The sequence below is a fragment of the Polaromonas sp. A23 genome, from assembly GCF_002001015.1.
Classification (GTDB): Bacteria; Pseudomonadota; Gammaproteobacteria; order Burkholderiales; family Burkholderiaceae_C; genus Polaromonas.
The window spans coordinates 16,699-35,144 of sequence record NZ_MUNO01000019.1 but is presented as its reverse complement, the minus strand read 5'-3'; the positions used below and the strand labels follow the sequence as shown (position 1 = coordinate 35,144).

Sequence of the window (18,446 nt, the reverse complement as noted above, 5' to 3'; positions counted from 1 at the left end):
GGACAGCCCAACAATCGACTTTTTTCATGCAGACCAAGCCCGACCTGTCGTCTTTTGGAGAGTCCACCGTCCTGGGGGGCTTCACTGTGCCTGGAGACAACCCCGTGCATCTTCCGCTCCGGGCCAATGTTTTCGACGCCTGTAACGTGGGGGTGGTGCTGCGCGCGGTGCTGTTTGTCGAGGCAGTGGTGGGCGTGGGCGCCATGTTCGGCCCTGGCCTGTTTATCGACTGGCTGTTGCGCTTTTCGCTGCTGACCGGCGGCGTGCTGCCGGCCACGCTGGCATGGTTGATCGCGGCCTGCCTGCTCAAGGAGCGGCTGGCGCGGCTGACCACGGTGCTGCAGTGGGTGGCCGGCATGGTGTTGGGGGCGCTGGCCGGGTTGTACGGTTGCGGCCTGTTGGTCATGATGAACATGCTTGACCCAGCGCCATGGTGGGCCAGCGCGGCCGCCGGTACCTTGTTGTCGTCGGTGCTGGTGGCCGGCCTGGTTTGGCGCGCCAAGGCGCGCACCCCGGCGGCTACCGCGGCGCGGCTGGCCGAGCTGCAATCGCGCATTCGCCCGCATTTTCTGTTCAACACGCTCAACAGCGCTATCGCCTTGGTGCGTGCCGAGCCGGCCAAGGCCGAAGCCGTGCTGGAAGACCTGAGCGAGCTGTTTCGCCACGCGTTGGCCGACCAGGCCGAGTCGGTCACGCTTGGGCAGGAAATTGCCCTGGCGCGACGCTACATGGCCATTGAACAGATCCGCTTCGGTGACCGTCTGCAGGTGCAATGGAGCCTGGACCCGGCAGCCGATGGGGCAAAACTGCCGCCCCTGCTGCTGCAGCCGCTGGTTGAAAACGCTGTGCGCCATGGGGTTGAGCCGAGTGCCCAGGGCGCCCAGATCAAGATAACAACCGAACGCCGCGGCAGCGTGGTGGTCCTCAAGGTGACCAACTCCACACCCTCAGGCGTCGGCGAGCGGGGGCACGGCCTGGCGCTGGCCAACGTGCGCGAGCGCCTGGCGCTGCTGCATGATGTGCAGGCGCAATTCAAGACCGTGTTCAAGGACGAGGTGTTTCAAGTGAGGCTGGAGATTCCGCTATGACAGGAAAGCTCAGGGCGCTGATTGTGGATGACGAGGCGCTGGCGCGGTCGCGCTTGCGTACGCTGCTGGGCGACTGCACCAGCCCGGGCGCCACCGTGGCCGCGGAAGCGGGCCACGCATTGCAGGCCATGGAAGCGCTGCGACGCGAAGACTTCGATGTGGTCCTGCTCGACGTTCGCATGCCCGGGGTGGACGGCATCACCCTGGCAAAAACCCTTGCGCAAATGCAGTCGCCGCCGGCGGTGGTGTTTGTCACGGCGCATTCCGAGCACGCGGTGCAGGCCTTTGAGCTCGAGGCGGTGGATTACCTGACGAAACCTGTACGGCTTGAGCGTTTGCAGCAGGCGCTACAAAAAGTAGAGCGACTGGCGCAGGCAAATAAAGGGCTGCAGGCAGATTTGAGCGGTGAATGCCTGATCATCCAGGACCGGGGCCGGACCGAGCGTGTCCCGCTGGCGGAGGTGCTGTACCTCAAAGCCGAGCTGAAGTACGTCACGGTGCGTACCGCAGGGAAAAGTTACATTCTTGACGGCAGCCTCAATGAGCTGGAAGAAAAATACGCCCAGCAGTTCATGCGTATTCATCGCAATGCGCTGGTTGCGCGCCGCGCCATGCGCGCGCTCGAAAAGCATTTCGATCCGGAAGAAGGCGAAGGCTGGGCAGTGCGGCTGACCGGTATTGACGAGCTGTTGGCAGTTTCGCGCCGCCAGCTCAGTGCGGTTCGTGAGGCCATTTCAGGCTGAGCGGGCGCCTGCCCAAAAAGCCTACCTTTTTTGGAGCCGGCGTCCTGCAAGCCAGGCCGGCCTTCTTCGGTGAAATACAGGGATACCTATGGTGGAGACAGCTCCCTGCGGCGGCCTTGCCCCGGGTAGCGCCGCAACCGGGCCTGACAAGGAAACCCATGACCGAAGAACGCGCGCCTGATTCCCCGCCCGACGAACCCGGGGTGACCACCTTTCCCGAACCGGAGCGATTGCTGCTGCACATGCCGGTGGACATTCGCAGCATGTCGCTGATGGTGCTGGCCGGGCTGGGCATCCTGTTCGTCCTTCACTGGGCGAAGATGGTGTTTATTCCGGTGATGCTGAGCGTTCTGTTCAGCTACGCGTTTTCTCCGGTGGTCAACTGGCTGGAACTCAAGCGCGTGCCACGCTGGCTGGCTTCTTCCGTATTGATGTTGGCCGTTGTCGGTGTGTTGGGTACCACCACCTGGTCGTTGCGGGATGAAGCCGGGCAACTGATCGAGTCGCTGCCTGTGGCGGCACAAAAATTCAGGTACGCCATGAAAACCAGGAGTGGCAAATCCGACAGCACACTGGACACAGTGCAGAAGGCCGCATCGCAGATTGAGCAGGCTGCGCAGGAGGGCGCCGGCCCTGGCAACAATCGCGGCGCCATGCGGGTGGTGGTCGAGCGGGCCCGGTTCAACGTCAAGGACTACCTGTGGACCGGCACGATCGGCCTGATTGCACTGCTCGGCCAGATCACCGTGGTCATCTTCCTGACCTTTTTTCTGCTGCTTTCGGGCGACAGCTTCCGGCGCAAGCTCCTCAAGCTGGCCGGCCCCAGCATCAGCGACAAGAAGGTGACGCTGCAAGCCCTGCATGAAGTCACCGAGCAGATCCAGCGCTACCTGCAGGTGCAGCTGTTCACCAGCCTGCTGGTGGGCGTGTTGACCTGGCTCGCACTGTGGGCCATCGGGCTGGAAAATGCCGCGGTCTGGGGCATTGCCGCCTGTGTGCTCAACCTGGTGCCTTACGTGGGCTCGCTGGTGACCGCGGTGGCCACCGCGCTGGTGGCTTTTCTGCAATTTGGCTCGCTCAATATGGCGCTGCTGGTGGGCGGCGCCTCATTGGTGATTCACACCATCGTTGGCAACCTGATTACGCCCTGGCTCACCAGCCGCGCCAGCCGGTTGAGCCCGGTGGCGGTGTTTGTGGCCCTGCTGGCCTGGGGCTGGCTCTGGGGCGTGTGGGGTTTGCTGTTGGGCATTCCCATCATGATGATGGTCAAGTCTGTGTGTGACCGGGTGGATGACCTTAAGCCGTTGGGTGAATTCCTGGGTTCGTGATGGGCCCCCACGGTCGCGCACTGCGTGTCGCTCCCTGCCCCCCGAGGGGGCCGCTGCGCCTGCGGTCTGGCAAAGCCAGTCCCGCGGCCCCTGCTTGTAAAGAACTTCTGTCCACCGGAGAATCGCCATGATGGAATTGTTGACTGACCCACAAGCCTGGATAGCCTTTGCAACGCTCACTGCGCTGGAGCTGGTGCTGGGCATCGACAACATTGTTTTCATCTCCATACTGGTGGACAAGCTGCCCAAGGAGAAGCAGGAACTGGCGCGCCGGGTGGGCCTGTTCATGGCCATGTTCATGCGCATTGGCCTGCTGCTGGTGCTGTCCTGGATCATCGGGTTGGTCGAGCCGATGTTCACTGTGTTCAAGCAGGAGATTTCAGGGCGCGACATGATCCTCATTGGCGGCGGGCTCTTCCTTATCTGGAAAAGCACGGGTGAGATTCACCAGTCGCTGGAGGGAGAAGAAGGGCACGCATCCAGTACCGTCAAGGCCACCCTTGCCGCCGTGATTTTGCAGATCATGGTGGTGGACATGGTGTTTTCGCTGGACTCCATCATCACCGCCGTCGGCATGGTGGACGAGCTGGCCGTGATGATTGCTGCGGTGATTGCTTCTGTTGGCCTGATGATGCTGTTTGCCGGTGCTATAGGGCGCTTCGTGTCACAGCACCCCACTGTCAAGATGCTGGCTTTGTCCTTCCTGGTGGTGGTTGGCGTGGCGCTGATTGCAGAAGGCTTCGATCACCATGTGCCCAAAGGCTACATTTATTTCGCGATGGCTTTCTCGGTGGGCGTGGAGATGCTCAACCTGCGCCTGCGCCGCCGCTCAGCCAAGCCGGCGCACCTGCACGCGCCCTATGTTGCGGGTGGGCGCCCCCCGGGTGTTGATGCTCCGGAATGAGGGTTCTTCGTGGTCATATTGGCCACTGGCCCTTTAATCACGGGCGCAACCAGCTATCTATTTGATAGCCATCGCCTTGCCTGACATGTCACCACCAGTACCCCTGACCTCGCCTGTGCGGGCGCGCTGCGCAAGCTGCCTGCGCCCGCAGGGCGCCTGCATTTGCGCCTGGGTCACGCCGGTGGCGCATGAGGTAGACGTGTTGATTCTTCAGCATCCCATGGAAGCCGACAACCCCAAGGGCAGCGCGCGGCTGCTGCACCTGTGCCTGCCGCACAGCCGCCTGCTGACCGGGGAGGTGTTTACAGACCACGAGTTGTTCGGTGCGCCGTCAGCTTCAGCGGAGGCGAAGGGCAAAGTCAGGCAATCCCTTCTTCTGTACCCCGACATGCCGCAAGACCGGGCATTGGGTATTGCTGCTCCACCTGTGTTGCCGGCAGAAGCCTCGCAAGAGCCCGCCAGCCTGCGCCTGTTGGTGCTGGACGGCACCTGGCGCAAGAGCCGCAAGATGCTTTACCTCAACCCCGCGCTGCAGCACTTGCCGCGCCTGTCGCTACAAGGCCTGCCGCCTTCGAGGTACCGCATTCGTAAAGCCCGTCAACCCGACCAACTCTCCACGCTGGAGGCTACTTGTGCGGCGCTGATGCAACTCGAAGGCGATGCTGAAAAGTTTCAACCTTTGCTGACCGCCTTTGACAATTTTGTGGCGCAGCAACTCGCCTATCGGCAGGAAAAGGCCTAGTCGCCCAAATCGATTGTTCCGGCCAGCGGCACTCCGGGCGGCGCCACATAGTCAGCCACCACGAAAGCACGCGAAGGATGGGCTGCGGCTTCTTCCAGTAGGGACAGTACATACACAATCGACGCCTTGTCCAGCGCGGCAAACGGCATGTCCAACAACGTCAGCGCCGCACCCGAGGCAAACGCCGCCGCCATCCACACTTTCCGCTTCGAGCCGGTAGACAGCATGAAGACCTGCTTGTTCAGCTCCGGCGCCAGCGACAGGCCATCCACACATTGGGCCAACACATCGTCATTAAAACCGGCACACATGCTGCGCTGAAAATCGAAGTACTGCGCCGGTGTCATGTGGTCAAACGCAGTCGTGCGTGGCTCTGTCCAGAAGACCTGCTGGCGGTAGTCCTTGGCATGCGCCTTCAGATTGATTCCGTTGATGCAAAGCTGCCCCGCATCGGCCGCCAGTTCCCCGGCCAGCAGACGCAACAGCGTCGTCTTGCCACGCCCGTCACCACCCAGAACCAGCGTAACGCCAGACGACAGCGAAGCCGACCATTGCGAGAACAGCGTGTGCCCGGGGTAGCGAAAACCCAGGCCTTTCACTTCAAGGATGACGGGGGAGGTGAGGGTGTTCATGTCGGTATTGGACACGAGTCGTGGAGTGCATCTTGTTCCGCCGGGGCGAACTGTTGTAGGGTAGTGCCTGGACAGGAGTTGCTACTGATTTAATAGCTATCGGCGCCCGTAACGCCTGGGCAAACTGCTGATTTGATGCTTGAATACCGGTCTTTTTAGTGCCCAGCGATGTGCATCTGCGTTGCTTATGCATGAAAACAGGTGCTACCCTTTTGAATACGAGCGTTAGCAGCTATTGAATTAATAGCGGATCAGGCAGCCAACGCGTTCAACAAGGGGCGAACATGTCCAGGAAGGGATCGACACCGGTTTTGCCATGTTGCGTGAATACCGCATTTGGCCGTCCCCGCGCTAACGGATGCAGAGGGGCACCCAAATGCAGGCTGGCCTTCTTGGTTGGACGGCTATAGTGCAAATACTGAATCCGCTCACGAATTTGGTCCAGTGGCCGCGTGGATAGCAATCTGTGTCATTGACTACTGGCCATGTTACTCCGCAGTGTTGCGGGATATGTCAAGGTTGGGCGCCATAAAGCACTATGTTCGAACGGCACAAAACGCTGCGTTATCCGGCAAACACTAGGCAACCGCTGTGGCGATACTTTCCCTATGAGCGGCTTTTAGATCTCCTCCAATCCGAAGAGCTGTTCTTCACTCATTTACCCGCTTTCTCAGATGGATTAGAAGGCTCGCTAACCCATCGAACACGGGAGCACCTGGCACGCTGGTTTAAAGCGCAGAACCATAGCAACGAGGGTTCGGCGTGGGAAGAGGTCAAGAAATACGAAGAGAACCAAGCTGAGTTCTTTGCAAGCTGCTGGCACATGAACGAAAGTGAGTCGTATCTCATGTGGAAGGCATACGCCGAGCGTGGCATCGCGGTGCGAACCACCTTCGAGCGCGTTCAAGCCTCCTTTGATGGCTTTGCTGGCGCAATCACGGGCGGCACAGTCGACTACGTAGACTTTATGCGTGAACGAACACCCGTAGGTAATGTGTTCAATCTGGTGATGACAAAGGATATTCCATACTTTGATGAACGCGAGTTTCGCCTGTTGCTCTGGAAGATTGACCCAAGAAACGTTGACCTTGCGCGGCTGACCAAAGGCATACGTGTTCCAGTGAATGTGCAAATGCTGATCGAGAGAGTTTTCATTAACCCACTGAGAGACTCCGTTCCCGGTGAGTTGATGGAGCAGCTGGATCGCCACAAAATAGTCATCGACAAATCAAGCCTTAAGTACCGGCAAGAACCGGGAACAGCTCCGGTATGACACTCAATTCTTTTATCGAAAGGACTCGCGCCGACAAGCCGGGTCGAGCCTCTCATGTCAAACGTTCGCCCTTATGATTTTTGCTGTAGCTACAGACGAGTGCACATTGATCACATTTGAAAGCGAGGCGGCGGCGGTAGCCAAGTGCGAAGGCTTGGATGTAGAGTCGGCAGACTGGCTCTTTTGGGATGATCGGGGAAATTCGCTGGAGCCGTTGTTTTCAGTTCCAAACAAGCGCGGGCTGTTTGTGGTGCAGAACGGTGTCTATTTCCTTGTGCCGGCGATGCCCGACCATCATGCGAATCTGTTGGAAGCCCTGGATGAAGTTCGATACTTTGACTCACCTCCTCCGTTCAATAGCGCTGAAGGGGTGCGTGCATATCTCGCTGGAACTGGGCGACCGTGAGGGTTAACAAATCGGTCGACACGGAAGTTCTATCGGGGGGGGGTCTTATCCGCAACAGCATAAGGAGGCTTCGCCGCAGGTGTTGGGGTTCCTTTTCAAGTCATACGATCAGTACAGGAGACAGAGATTGACGGCAGCACCAAAGGACATTCCGGGCGCGGATGAACTCTGTACGCAATGTGGACATCTGTTCAACCCGCATCGCTTACTCGGGTATGGCAGCCCGCCAACTGAAGGTTGGATGGAATGCCCGGTTGAGGGTTGCGCATGCAAAATGACGTGGAGCTTAGGCGCGGAAGTCTCGTCTGAAGTCAAAGCTACATTCAAAACGGACGAAGGCTAATTCAAGTGAAGAAAACCATTCTTCTACCTCTACTCGTCGCCCTGGCCCTCGCAGCGGGTTGTGACAACGAAGAAAGCGCGCGTACCGACGAGACACGCGCCAAGCTGGTGGGCACCTGGTTGAGGGAGGCAGAGTCAGGCGGCGTAAAGTCTCGCCGTGTACTTTCACTGAGCCAGGATGGCAAGTTCGCAGACCGGATACACGCCACAGCCGCAGACGGTCAATCGGAGCGACTGGACTATGCCGGGGAATGGTCTTACGACGGGACCAACCTCAAGCGCAGGTACTTGCAGGAGAATGGTCGCCAATTCTCTGGTGGCAAGATCCGGTACGCAACCCAGCCGCTGGTGTCAGTGTCTTCATCCGAGCTGGTGACCAGAGATAACGCGGGAGGTATTGAGCTTGTCTATCAACGTGCGCCGGAAGGGACGCAACCCTGACCGATGGTCATAACCATCTAACCCGTATGTATCTGAATTGCATGCCGGGTAGTTCCAACTTTTGAGTGTCATTCCTCTCGATGGCCGATTCCGAACCCCCCCAGCGACGGCGCATGCCGCGTAGCGCACACCAACCGAACCGGCTGTCGAGTGGGGAGAGGTCATGGAACCTGTTCCTCGCCTTCATCCTGACAACCTACGGGGTTGCGGGTCTTGTCACCCACACCTTGAAGTTCTCCCAGCGAGGGCGGTTGCTTGTGTTTCTTGAGGGTGGCTCGGCGTGGCTGATGTCATTGGCATTGCTGGTTGGAGCCTGCGTATTCGTCTCGTGGGTCATAGACCACTATGACACTCGCAACAATGAGATCTACTACCGCATTTTTCGCTGGATCGCTACATATCTGGGTTGGGCGTTGGTAGCGTCCTCCCTTATCTTGCATCTCTACGTAGGATTCACAAAATGAGCTTTAAATCGCGTCCAGTGATCATCCGTGAGTTGAGCGTGGCTTCATTGCCTTTGAACCTCAGACTAGACGTATGCTCCTAGCCGAAGTCCCACTCTCGATGCTAGCGGTCTTGGGTGCATCGAGCTTAGTGTCCTTTGGTGTTTCAATTTTTGTGTGGAGGAGGCACGACCCTGTATTACTTAAGGTCGCTTTGACGGTAGTCGCTTTTCTGCCAATCCTCGGTCCTCTCTTTGCCTTGTGGGGCATGAGCTTTCCTGATCGTATGCATCCCTCTCTTAGGGCCAGGTATCCAAAGCAGGTAAATTCTTACTCGGTGCCAGATCACCTTCTCCCCAAGCAAGAATCGTCGTGGGGTTCTTCAAAGGTTCAGAAAAAGCGGCGTCGCTCGGTTCGCAGAAGGAACGCCGATCCGACATAACATGTCATTCGGAGGGAGCGGGTAGACCACACTGGAAAAGGTCACTGAAAGACGGCGAATTCTGCTTCATTGATATCGCCGCACGCGTGCCGGCAGCCACCTAAAGATCCAGATCCACCCAAAGCGCTGCGTGGTCCGAGGCCGCTTCGTCCGCATTGCTCACTTCAGGGAAGTGCTCCCACAAAGTGCCGTTGACGCCACCCCACATGCCCCGGCGCTCCACGCCGGCGGCGGTGACGCTGGCGTACAGATCGGGCGAGAGGAGGATGTAGTCCAGCTTGGCGGAAGGGCCGCAGTTGCCGTGGGTTCCTTCGCGGCCGCCGCTTTCATATTTTGGGTGCGAAGAGATGTCTATGAGGGTGGAGTTTTGGCGAAGCAGGGGCGTCAGCGGGTCGTTGTCTGGAATTTCGTTGAGGTCGCCGACCACGGCAACCAGTGTGTCGCCTTCGGCGAGGTGGGCGTCGTAAAGAGTTCTGATGCGCTTGGCCTGGCGTTTGCGTTTGGCGTCATTGGAGGCCTGGCTTCCGTAGCCCTTGCTTTTGAGGTGGTTGACCATCACCCACAGCCGCTTGCCACCGGGCAGGCTGATTTCGTATTCGGCGCAGTCCCGGCTGAAGATGGTGCCGCTGGCGTCGGTGTCGTCCACGTGTGAGCGTATCGAAACAATGGGAAACTTCGGGCGCGTCATCAGGCCTACGTCGATGCCCCGGTCGTCGTTGCCGTCTACCAGCATCACGTGCTGAAAGGGCTTGGCGTCCACTTCGGGCAGCAGTTGCTGGTTGAAAAGCCGCAGGGTGGTGCGGTCTTCCGCTTCAATCACAGCCTGCACGTCGGCATTGATTTCGCCCAGCACGCGCGCAGTGTTGAGGGTGGCGGTTTCGTTGACGGGTTCGGTTTTGAGTTCCACCCAGCCGACCCAGCTCTTTCGGCCGGTGGCCACGATCTCGGCGTCGCCGACGCGTGGTCGTTTGATCAACTGGCCGCGAATTTTGCGCAGCAACAGCAAGGGGCTGTCGTCAGTTTTAAGCAAACCGTGTTTTTCAAACAGACTGAGCATGCGCGCCTTGTCGGCGGCGCTGTACCTGGCTTTTTCAAACAGGGCGTTGAGTTCCTTGTGGGCTTCCAGCGCGGGCTTTCCTTCTTCCCAGTTGGCGCCGTTCAGGGCCTTGGCGCGGTCAAACATGTTTTCAACGTTGAAAGTGGCAAGGCGCATGGAAGTTCTCCTTGGTGGCGATGACGATCGTCGAGGCAGTGTAGGTATCTGTTCTCCGGCGGGCATCCTCTATTTGGAGGAGCTTGCCGCTGGTCAGAAAGAATAACGGCGGCCCCGGTGTCTATTCAACACGGGCGGTGTGACAAAGCCGGGTCAGGTTGCCGGCAAAAATGCCCCAAAACCCTCGTACCGTGCGGATTGAGAGCAAAAATGGCCGTTTGTCCTTATTGCACGGGCGCAATTGGCTATCAAATAGATAGCATTTGCGCGACGAAGGGAAAGCTCAGGCCGCAGGCTGTACCAGCACGAAAGCCTGTATGGGAAGGTCGGCGAGCCGCAGCACTTCGCCGGGCGCGAGCACGCGGTCGGGTTTGAACCCGTCGGCAACCGCCGCGCCGGCCTGTTGCCAGCGCAGAACCACAACGCGGCCATCCAGTCGCAGCGTGATGTCAAACGACGGCCAGTGCGCAGGAACGCGTGGTGCCAGCGAAAGCTCGCCCCGGCGCACCGACAGGCCCAGCAGCGTTTCCAGGGCCGCGCGGTGCAGCCAGGCGGCCGAGCCGGTGTACCAGCTCCAGCCACCGCGGCCGGCATAGGGCGCGGCGCTGTAGACGTCGCCGGCCAGTACGTAGGGCTCAATCTCGTAGGCGGGGCCGCGCGTGGGGTGTGCGCTGCGGTGTGCCGGGCTCAGTGCTTCGAAGCTGCGCCAGGCGCCTTCGATGTCGCCGGTCTGCGCCTGCGCCATCATGGCCCAGACGGCGGCGTGTGAATACTGCCCACCGTTCTCGCGCACGCCACGCGGGTAAGCCTGGATGTAACCGGGGTTGTTTTCCGAATGCTGCAGTGGCGGGTGCAGCAGATGCAGCAGGCCGGTGTCTTCGTCAATCAGTTCCTGCTTGAGCGCCAGCATGGCGGGCACGGTGAAGGCCGGCGTGGAGGCACCGGACAACACCGACCAGGCCTGGGCAATCAGGTCAATGCGGCATTCGCTGTTGGCACTTGAACCGAGGGGCGCGCCGTTGTCAAAAAATGCGCGGCGGAACCAGGCACCGTCCCAGCCGGCGTCGTGCAGCGCGGCGATCCAGCCCTGGCGGGCCAGCAACCATTTTTCGGCACGTGCGTTGTCGCCCCGCGCCTGGGCCAGGGGTGCAAAGTTCTGTGCCACGGCGCACAAAAACCAGCCCAGCCAGACCGACTCGCCCTTGCCTTCGTGGCCGACACGGTTCATGCCGTCGTTCCAGTCGCCGGTGCCCATCAGCGGCAGGCCGTGCACACCCACGGCCAGGCTGCGGTCCAGGGTGCGGGCGCAGTGTTCGTACACGCTGGCCGACTGGGCGCTGATTTGCGGAGCGTAGTAAGCGTCTTCTGCGCCTTCAGGAATGGCCGGGCCGTCGATGAAGGCCGCGTTCTCGTCCAGCAGGGCAGCGTCACCGGTGATGTCCACGTAATGCGCGCAGGCGTAAGGCAGCCAGAGCAGGTCGTCGGAGAAATGCGTGCGCACCCCTTCGCCGCCGGGCGCGTGCCACCAGTGCTGCACGTCACCTTCGGGGAACTGGCGCGAGGCGTTCAGCACAATTTGCGCACGCAGGCGCGCCGGGTCCGCCAAGCCCAGGGCCATGGCGTCCTGTAGCTGGTCGCGAAAGCCGGAGGCGCCGCCCGCCTGGTAAAAGCCGGCTTTGGACCAGAGCCGGCAGACCACGGTCTGGTAGATCAACCAGTGGTTGACCAGCGCGTCGAACAGCGGGTCGGGTGTGCTGACCTGCACCTTGCCCAGCAGCCCGGACCACCAGGCTTGCACCTCCGCAAGCGCCTGGGCCGTATTGCGTTGTGCCCACTGCCGGGCCAGCTGCTCGGCGCCGGCGCTGTCTGCCGCATGGCCGAGGATGAAGCTGAAGGCCACGCCTTCCCCGGCATTCAGCTCGAACTCGCTCGAAATGGCGGCGCAGGGGTCAAGCGCTGCGCCGCTGCGCCGTCCCAAAGTGGCCGGCAGCACCAGCTGGCCGAGCGTGTCGAAAAATTCGCTGCGGTCGCAGGTCCATTGGGTGCCGCCTGCTGCGCCCGCCAGTGCCAGAAAAGCCGTGCTGCCGCCATAACCGTCGCGGTTTTCGCGCTGCTGGGTAAACAGGGCCAGCCGCTCGGCGCCGTTCCAGCTGTGCAGGGTGCGCCTGCGGCCTCTGGCATCGGCCATCTGCCACTCAACCATGGCAATGGCGCGAAGGCGCCTCCGCTTTGCGCCCTCCAGCCGGACACGAACCTGAACCACCTTGACGGCGTCTTTCAGGTCGGCAAAAAAAGTGGCCTCCAGCTCCAGGCCGGCGAGCCTGCCTTCGAACACCGTGTAGCCCTGCCCATGGCGCACGCGCCATTCGCTGCCGGCAGGCGCAAGCAGCGAAGGGGTCAAGGGAAACACCTCGCCGCTGTCCAGGTCCTGCAGCAGCCAGTGTTCCGATGCGGGGTCGCGCACCGGGTCGTTGGACCAGGTCGTGACCTGGTGCAGGCGGCTGTTGGTGGCCCAGGTGTAGCCGCTGCCGGTTTCCGACACCTGAAAGCCGAAACCCGGGTTGCCGATCACATTGATCCACGGCTTGGGCAGCCGCTGGCCGCCGTGGAGCCCAAAGCGGAACTCCCCACTTTCTGCATCAAAGACGCCGGGCTCGGGGGGTTCTTGGTGCTCAGGGAAATGAGAGGAGGCGTAGCCGGTCAGCGCGGTGCGGGTGAGATCGGTGGGTTTTTGCGGCAACCAGTCTTCGCGCATGGCCGCCACCTGGGTTTCCAGCGGCCGGCCGTCGGCGCTGAACACCACGCGCGCCAGACCGGTGAGCGCCGTCTTCTCGTTGGGGGTCATCTCCTGCTCGCGCAAAAGAAAAAAACCTGCCGACGAACTGGCTGCTTCGTCACGCCTGAAGCTGTGCTGCACCGCCTGCATCAACCGGTCGCGCAGCGCGAGGATGTCGCGCTGCAGCGGCATCAGGTAGGAGTTGGCTTCGCTGTTGAGCACCACCAGGTCGACCCCCAACCCGCCAAATGCCCACCACGGCTGGGCGCGCAGCAGTGCATGCACCAGCGGTATGCCGCTGGGCGAGTGAATGCGCAACAGGACGATGGGTTTGTCGCCGGAAATGCCAAAGCGCCAGAGCTGGCGCTGGTCCAGCGGCGTGCGCTCGGCGGGCCGTGCCACGCTGTACGCCAGCGCCGTGCTCAGGTCCTGCAGGGCCAGGTTTTCTTCGGGTGTCAGGGCCAGGTCTCGCAGCCGCACCTGGGCCAGCGTGGCGGCCATGCGGGTGGCACGCTCCACATGCATGGGTTGCAGGTATTGGTCGATGCGGGCGGTGAGCTCGTCCAGGTTTTCTGCCGCTGTGGTGGCAAAGGTGAGCCGCGCCATGGCGCCGGGTGCCAGCCGCAGTTTGACGCGCAGGCTGGCCACCGGATCGAGGCCGTTGATCGGTTGGCCGGCGCCATCCACCGGCTGCTTGCCGAGGGCAGGATGCTGCGCCGGTTGATGACGCCCGGCAAACACCCTGCGGTCAGCAATGCCGTCGACCGACAGCAGGTCTGCATCAACCTCGGCGAGGAAATGAGAAACCGCCATCTGAGGATCGCCATGCAGGCGCGGCAGGCGGGTAAGCATCAGGGCGCGCCATTCCGGCTCCCAGCGGGTTTGCACAAAGAGGTTGGAAAACGCCGGGTGCGCTTCGTCGGCGCGCGGATCGGCCAGCACCGCCTCAAAGCAGGAGACCAGTTCCAGCAGCTGTTCGCTGCGCCCCGTGTTGTGCAGCACCACGGTGCGCAGTTCGGTGTCGTCCTCGGGGCTGACCAGCACGGTGATGGTTGCGCTCAGGTTGTCGCCTTGCGCGTCGAACTGGACGCGGTCGGCCATGAAGCGCGCCTGGTAACGCCAGCCCGGCCCCGGTGCCGGCCGCGAGGTGAGCGAGTTCACGAGCTGCTTGCCTTGGGCGTCGCTGCGCGCAAGGTAGAAAAAACTGCCGTAGCCGTCGCGCAGCATGTCGTCGCGCCAGCGCGTCACATTGCGGCCCCGCCAGCGGCTCAGGCCCGCGCCGTTGGCGCGCAGCACGACGTTGTAATTTCCGTTGGACAGCAACTGGGTGGGTTTCCAGCCGGCGCCCAGCGGGTTCACTTCGCGCGACCGGAACACCGGCTCCGGGACATAGCCGCCGGGCTCGGGGGGCAGCCGCGGGTCGGCACTTTCGACGATCTGGCGCGGCGTGCTCTCATGCAGCAATGCTTCGTGCGCAAGGACAAGCGGGTCGGCGCAGAACCAGCGCCGCGGCGCGTGGCTGCATAACACGTTGCACAGGGCTGCCAGCGCCATGCCCTGGTGGTGTGCCATGAAGGCCTGCACGACGCTGAAGGCCTGCGCATCGGCTGCCTCCGGCTGGCGCGAGATGGTGAAGTCCAGCGCTTCATAAAAGCCGAGTTCTCCGCGAGCGCCCATTTGTTCGAGCCGCTGCAGGTTGCGTGTGGCCCCGGACGGGTCGAACAATGTCGCAAGCAAGGTGGCGTAAGGTGCGACCACGCGGTCAGTGGGGGGCGTGCGCCGCAAGGCCAGGCGCGGCACGCCAAAGGGTGAATACTGAAACGCCAGCGAGTGGTCCTGCGCAAAATAGGCCGACTCCGAGATGCCCCACGGCAGCTCTTGTTCATCGCCGAAGGCCTGCTGCTCGGCCACAGCTGCCTGTGCAGCGGTGTGCATCAGGCCGTGCCGCGGCTCGTGCATGAGCAGGGAAGGCATGAGGTACTCGAACATCGAGCCCGACCAGGACTTCAGCCCCGGCGCCACACCCACTGACAGGAAGGGGCGGCCCAGCGCAGCCCAATGCCGGAGCGGAACGTCGCCCTTGGCAATCGCCAGGAAACTGGTGAGCCGCGATTCGGATGCCAGCAGGTCGTAGTAGCTCGCGTCCAGGGCTTGCTCGTGCACGCGCAGGCCGATATGAAACAGATGCCGCTTGCCGTCATACAGGCCGCGAAAGTCCATCGCTGCGTAAAGTGCCTGGCAGCGTGTGGCCAGGCGCAGCAATGAGGCTTGCGGCGGCTGTCCGTCAACGCCGGCCTGCACCAGTGCGCGGCACGATTGCGCCACCGCCAGCAACAGGCCGGCCAGGTTGCCGCTGTCCACCGCCGACACATAGGCCGGTTGCAGTATTTCCAGTGTGCGCGTGTCGTACCAGTTGAGCAGATGGCCCTCGTGTTTGGGCAGGCGCTCAATGCTGTCCAGCGAGGCTTCCAGGCGACCGATGAGCTCATTCGTGCTGATCCAGCCGAATTCGCGCGCACAGCAGACGGCCAGCAGGTAGAGGCCGATGTTGGTGGGCGAGGTGCGGTGCGCCAGCGTGGGCTCCGGCACCATCTGCAGGTTGTCGGGCGGCAAGTGGTTGTCTTCGGCGCCGACGGACCGTTCGAAGAAGCGCCAGGTGTCACGCGCCAGTGTGTGCAGGTATTGCCGGTCTTTGTCCTGCAGCTGTTGCGCTTCGGCGGTGCGCGGCTTGCTGGCCCACCAGGCGGCCACGGGCGCGGCAGTCCACAGCAGGAAGAGCGCAGCGCCCGCTGCCGGGTAAGCGCCCCATAGTGCCGCAACGGCCATCGCCGCGCAGCAGAGCGACACCAGGCCATGCTGGCGCAGGAAACTCGCGAGGCTGTGCCCTGCGGCGGCCTGGGCTTGCGCCGCGGTGATCCATTCCAGTAGCAGGCGGCGGCTGACGGCCATGCGCCAGAGCGAGCGGGCAGCAGCGTCCAGCAGCAGCACCCCTTGCGCTGGGAGCTGGCTGAATTGCCAGAGCGCGCCACCCAGGGCGCGCAGCAGCTCGCTGCGGCCTACATGGAAAAAATGGCGCCAGGCAATTCCTCGCCGTGTGGGCACCAGGCCAGCCAGTGCACCGAGCACGGGCCCGGACAACAAGGCCGCGAACGTCACCACCAAAGCGATGGACAGGGGCATGGCGCCGGTGAAGATGACACAGATGAGCAAAACCTGCGTGGCAGGCATGACCAGCGAGCGGCGCAGGTTGTCGGCCATTTTCCAGAGGCCCAGCCCGTCGATGCCGTAGTGGGCGGCGTGCAGCATCAGGGGCAAGAGCTGCCAGTCACCGCGGGTCCAGCGGTGAATGCGCGAGGCGGCGACGCCGGCGTGGTGCGGATGGTCTTCGATCAAGGCCACATCGCTTACGAAACCGCAGCGTGCGATGCTGCCTTCCAGCAGGTCGTGGCTGAGCACGGACTCGCCGGGCAGGCGTGCATCAAGCACCTCGTGCACCGCGTTTACGTGCAGCAGGCCCTTGCCGCTGAAGCTGCCGCTGCCGAACAGATCCTGGTAAACGTCAGAAGCGCCGTTGTTGTAGGGGTCTATGCCGCACTGCCCGGCGAACAGACGCAAAAAGGGCGTGCGTTCTGCCGGACTCGGCAGCGGCGTGACCACGCGTGGCTGCAGGATGCCGTAGCCCGCCACCACGCGGCGCGAGGCGGTATCAATCTGGGGCGCGTTCAAGGGGTGGGCCGCCACCGCCACCAGGTCGCGCAGGGCGCCGGGAGGCAGGCCGGTGTCGCTGTCCAGCGTGACCACATAGCGTATGCCGCTGGCCAGCGCCAGGCCGGGTGCCAGCGGCAGGAAGGCGTCCATGCGGCCGGTGACCAGCGCGCGCAACAGTTGCTCCAGCTTTCCGCGCTTGCGCTCCCAACCCAGCCATTTTTGCTGGGTTTCGCACCATTGGCGGGGACGGTGGATCAGCAGAAAACGCGGGGGTGCGCCGGCCGGCGCCGGATGGTGCGCATTGAGTTCGGCGATCTGGGCCAGCGCCTCGTCCAGCATCGCCTTGTCGCCGGGCAGGTGTTCCGTGGGGGCGTCCACCCAGTCGGTCAGCAGGGCAAATTGCGCTTGATTTTCCCGGTTGGCCAGCCAGTGCAGCTCGAGCCGCCTGGCCAGCTCGTCGATGAAGGGGCGGGAACTCAGCATGGTGGGCAGGACCACCAGCACGCGGTGCGCGGAGGGAATGCCACCGCTGAAGTCCAGCCGCGGCAGGAAGCTGAGCTTGAGTGATTCGGCGATCAGCCGGTGTACAAACGCCGCAGCGGCTTCAGAAGCCGGCCAGGCCAGCAGGAACAGGGCAAGCACCGCCTGCCATTTGTGAAGGTCCACCCGCTGTGCTGCCGCCAGCACGATCAGCACGGTGACGACGGCAATGGTGCCGATGTATGCCGGCAGGCGCCAGTTGCGCGGCTCTGCGCTGCGCTGCCTGCTGGCCTGGGGCATGCCCAAGGCAGCCTCCAGCGCGGAGCGGCCCGCGCCCAGCAGGTAAAAGCCGGCGGTACGTTCTACGGCTGCATCGGGGAGGTGGTCGGGCACGGCTTCTGCGGCGCTGACCACGGCTTCGGCCACCGCGCGTTCGGTGTGACGGCTCAGACGCGCCAGGCGTTCCATGGACTGGGTGATCTGTTGGCGGGTCAGCTCGCTTTCCCGTGAAAAGCTGGGCAGCCGCCTGAGTTCGCGCAGTGACAGGCTCACTGGCTCGATCAGTTCGACCCAGTCCACCTGCCCGATCAGACGCAGGGTGGTGATGATGTTGCCCACCGTGAGGTTGGCGGCCACCTGCGCGGTCTGGCTTTCCACCATCAGTGCGGGGCCATCGGGGCAATGCCGTTCGGTCCACAGCACCAGCGGCGGGAGGATATCGAGCCGCTCGGTGGGCATGCGCTGCCAGAGCTGGGTCAGGTAGTTGCGCTGCAGGCCGCGCCGGGTCATCAGCGAATAGATGGTGTCAAGGTCGGCGTCGCTGAGGCGGTCCACACAGTCCCAGACAGCGTGCGCTACTTCCCGTGCCACTTTGCTTTGGGCGATGCTGTCTGCCATGCGGCGCAGGTTCTCGAGCAAAACGACGCGCAGCGTGGTGGGCAACGCCCAGAGCTCGCTCAGGCGCAGCTCGTGAACTTCCTGGTAGGCGTTGAGGAAAGCGGTGAACAGCTGGGGATTGAGCAGGCTGTCGGTGTGGGCCACATACGCCCAGGCAATGCCGTAGACGCGCGGCAGGCCCTCCAGCGGCGCAGCCGCAAGCTTGGGCAGGCTGGCATAGTAACGGCGCGGTACGCCTTCACGGATTTGTTGCAGCTGCGCTTCGACCAGGTGGAAGTTGTCGAGCAGCCATTCGGCGGCGGGCGTGAGGTATTGCCCGCTGCGCGAAGTCAACGCCACATAGTCGTAGGCATTGCGCAGGGCCGCGAGGTTTTCCTGCACGCGGGGGAAAAAAGAAGCACCGCGCCGCGACTGCTCATCCGCCTGCACGGCTTGCGCCTGGGCCAGGCTGCGGCCGTGTTCTTCAAAACGGTGGATACCAAACAGTTCGGCGCGGATAGGCGCCTCGGCTTCGACCCGCTGGGTCAGCAGAATGTGGCGGGCGTGGGGGGTTAGTGCTTCGAGCCGGTCCAGGACGGCAGCGTCCAC

The 18,446-nt window shown here is 62.5% G+C and carries 11 protein-coding genes; 8 read left to right on the top strand and 3 right to left on the bottom strand.

Going from position 1 to position 18,446, the window contains the following annotated elements; genetic code table 11:
* The first annotated feature begins 26 nt into the window (after positions 1-26).
* The 5 genes from B0B52_RS10580 to B0B52_RS10560 all read left to right on the top strand — a co-directional run bounded on the left by B0B52_RS10580 (position 27) and on the right by B0B52_RS10560 (position 4,805).
* Positions 27-1,088, top strand: a complete 1,062-nt coding sequence (locus tag B0B52_RS10580) for a sensor histidine kinase (protein ID WP_077593607.1) — start codon at positions 27-29, stop codon at positions 1,086-1,088.
* Entirely contained in the window at positions 1,085-1,831 is a 747-nt protein-coding gene (locus tag B0B52_RS10575; protein ID WP_077593606.1) for a LytTR family DNA-binding domain-containing protein, read from the top strand. Before B0B52_RS10580 ends, B0B52_RS10575 begins: the two co-directional genes overlap by 4 nt.
* Before the next feature lie 158 nt (positions 1,832-1,989).
* Positions 1,990-3,159 (top strand): AI-2E family transporter, encoded by a 1,170-nt coding sequence (locus B0B52_RS10570; protein ID WP_077593605.1) that lies wholly within the window; start codon positions 1,990-1,992, stop codon positions 3,157-3,159.
* 127 nt (positions 3,160-3,286) lie between these two features.
* The gene (locus B0B52_RS10565; RefSeq protein WP_077593604.1) at positions 3,287-4,063 is read left to right on the top strand and encodes a TerC family protein; all 777 of its coding nucleotides are present in this window, start codon (positions 3,287-3,289) and stop codon (positions 4,061-4,063) included.
* An 85-nt stretch (positions 4,064-4,148) separates the two neighbouring features.
* A complete protein-coding gene (locus B0B52_RS10560; protein WP_077593661.1) occupies positions 4,149-4,805 on the top strand; it encodes a tRNA-uridine aminocarboxypropyltransferase in 657 nt (218 codons plus the stop codon).
* Here the strand turns inward: B0B52_RS10560 and B0B52_RS10555 are convergent.
* On the bottom strand, positions 4,802-5,437 hold the full coding sequence (locus tag B0B52_RS10555; RefSeq protein WP_077593603.1) for an ATP-binding cassette domain-containing protein: 636 nt from the start codon (positions 5,435-5,437) through the stop codon (positions 4,802-4,804). The two genes, B0B52_RS10560 and B0B52_RS10555, sit on opposite strands and share 4 nt — an antisense overlap.
* Positions 5,438-5,975: 538 nt before the next feature.
* On the opposite strand from B0B52_RS10555, the gene B0B52_RS10550 reads away from it, so the two are divergent.
* The 3 genes from B0B52_RS10550 (at position 5,976) to B0B52_RS10540 (ending at position 7,899) form a co-directional block, all read left to right on the top strand.
* The gene (locus B0B52_RS10550) at positions 5,976-6,710 is read left to right on the top strand and encodes a hypothetical protein (protein ID WP_077593602.1); all 735 of its coding nucleotides are present in this window, start codon (positions 5,976-5,978) and stop codon (positions 6,708-6,710) included.
* A gap of 73 nt (positions 6,711-6,783) precedes the next feature.
* Positions 6,784-7,116 carry a hypothetical protein gene (locus B0B52_RS10545; RefSeq protein ID WP_077593601.1) on the top strand — a complete coding sequence of 111 codons (333 nt, stop codon included), beginning with the start codon at positions 6,784-6,786 and terminating at the stop codon, positions 7,114-7,116.
* A 348-nt stretch (positions 7,117-7,464) separates the two neighbouring features.
* A complete protein-coding gene (locus B0B52_RS10540; RefSeq protein ID WP_077593600.1) occupies positions 7,465-7,899 on the top strand; it encodes a hypothetical protein in 435 nt (144 codons plus the stop codon).
* Positions 7,900-8,884: 985 nt separating this feature from the next.
* Here B0B52_RS10540 and B0B52_RS10530 read toward each other — a convergent pair.
* Positions 8,885-9,997 (bottom strand): endonuclease/exonuclease/phosphatase family protein, encoded by a 1,113-nt coding sequence (locus B0B52_RS10530; protein WP_077593598.1) that lies wholly within the window; start codon positions 9,995-9,997, stop codon positions 8,885-8,887.
* Positions 9,998-10,280: 283 nt separating this feature from the next.
* Positions 10,281-18,446, bottom strand: coding sequence for a GH36-type glycosyl hydrolase domain-containing protein (locus B0B52_RS10525; protein ID WP_077593597.1), 8,166 nt, complete (start codon positions 18,444-18,446; stop codon positions 10,281-10,283).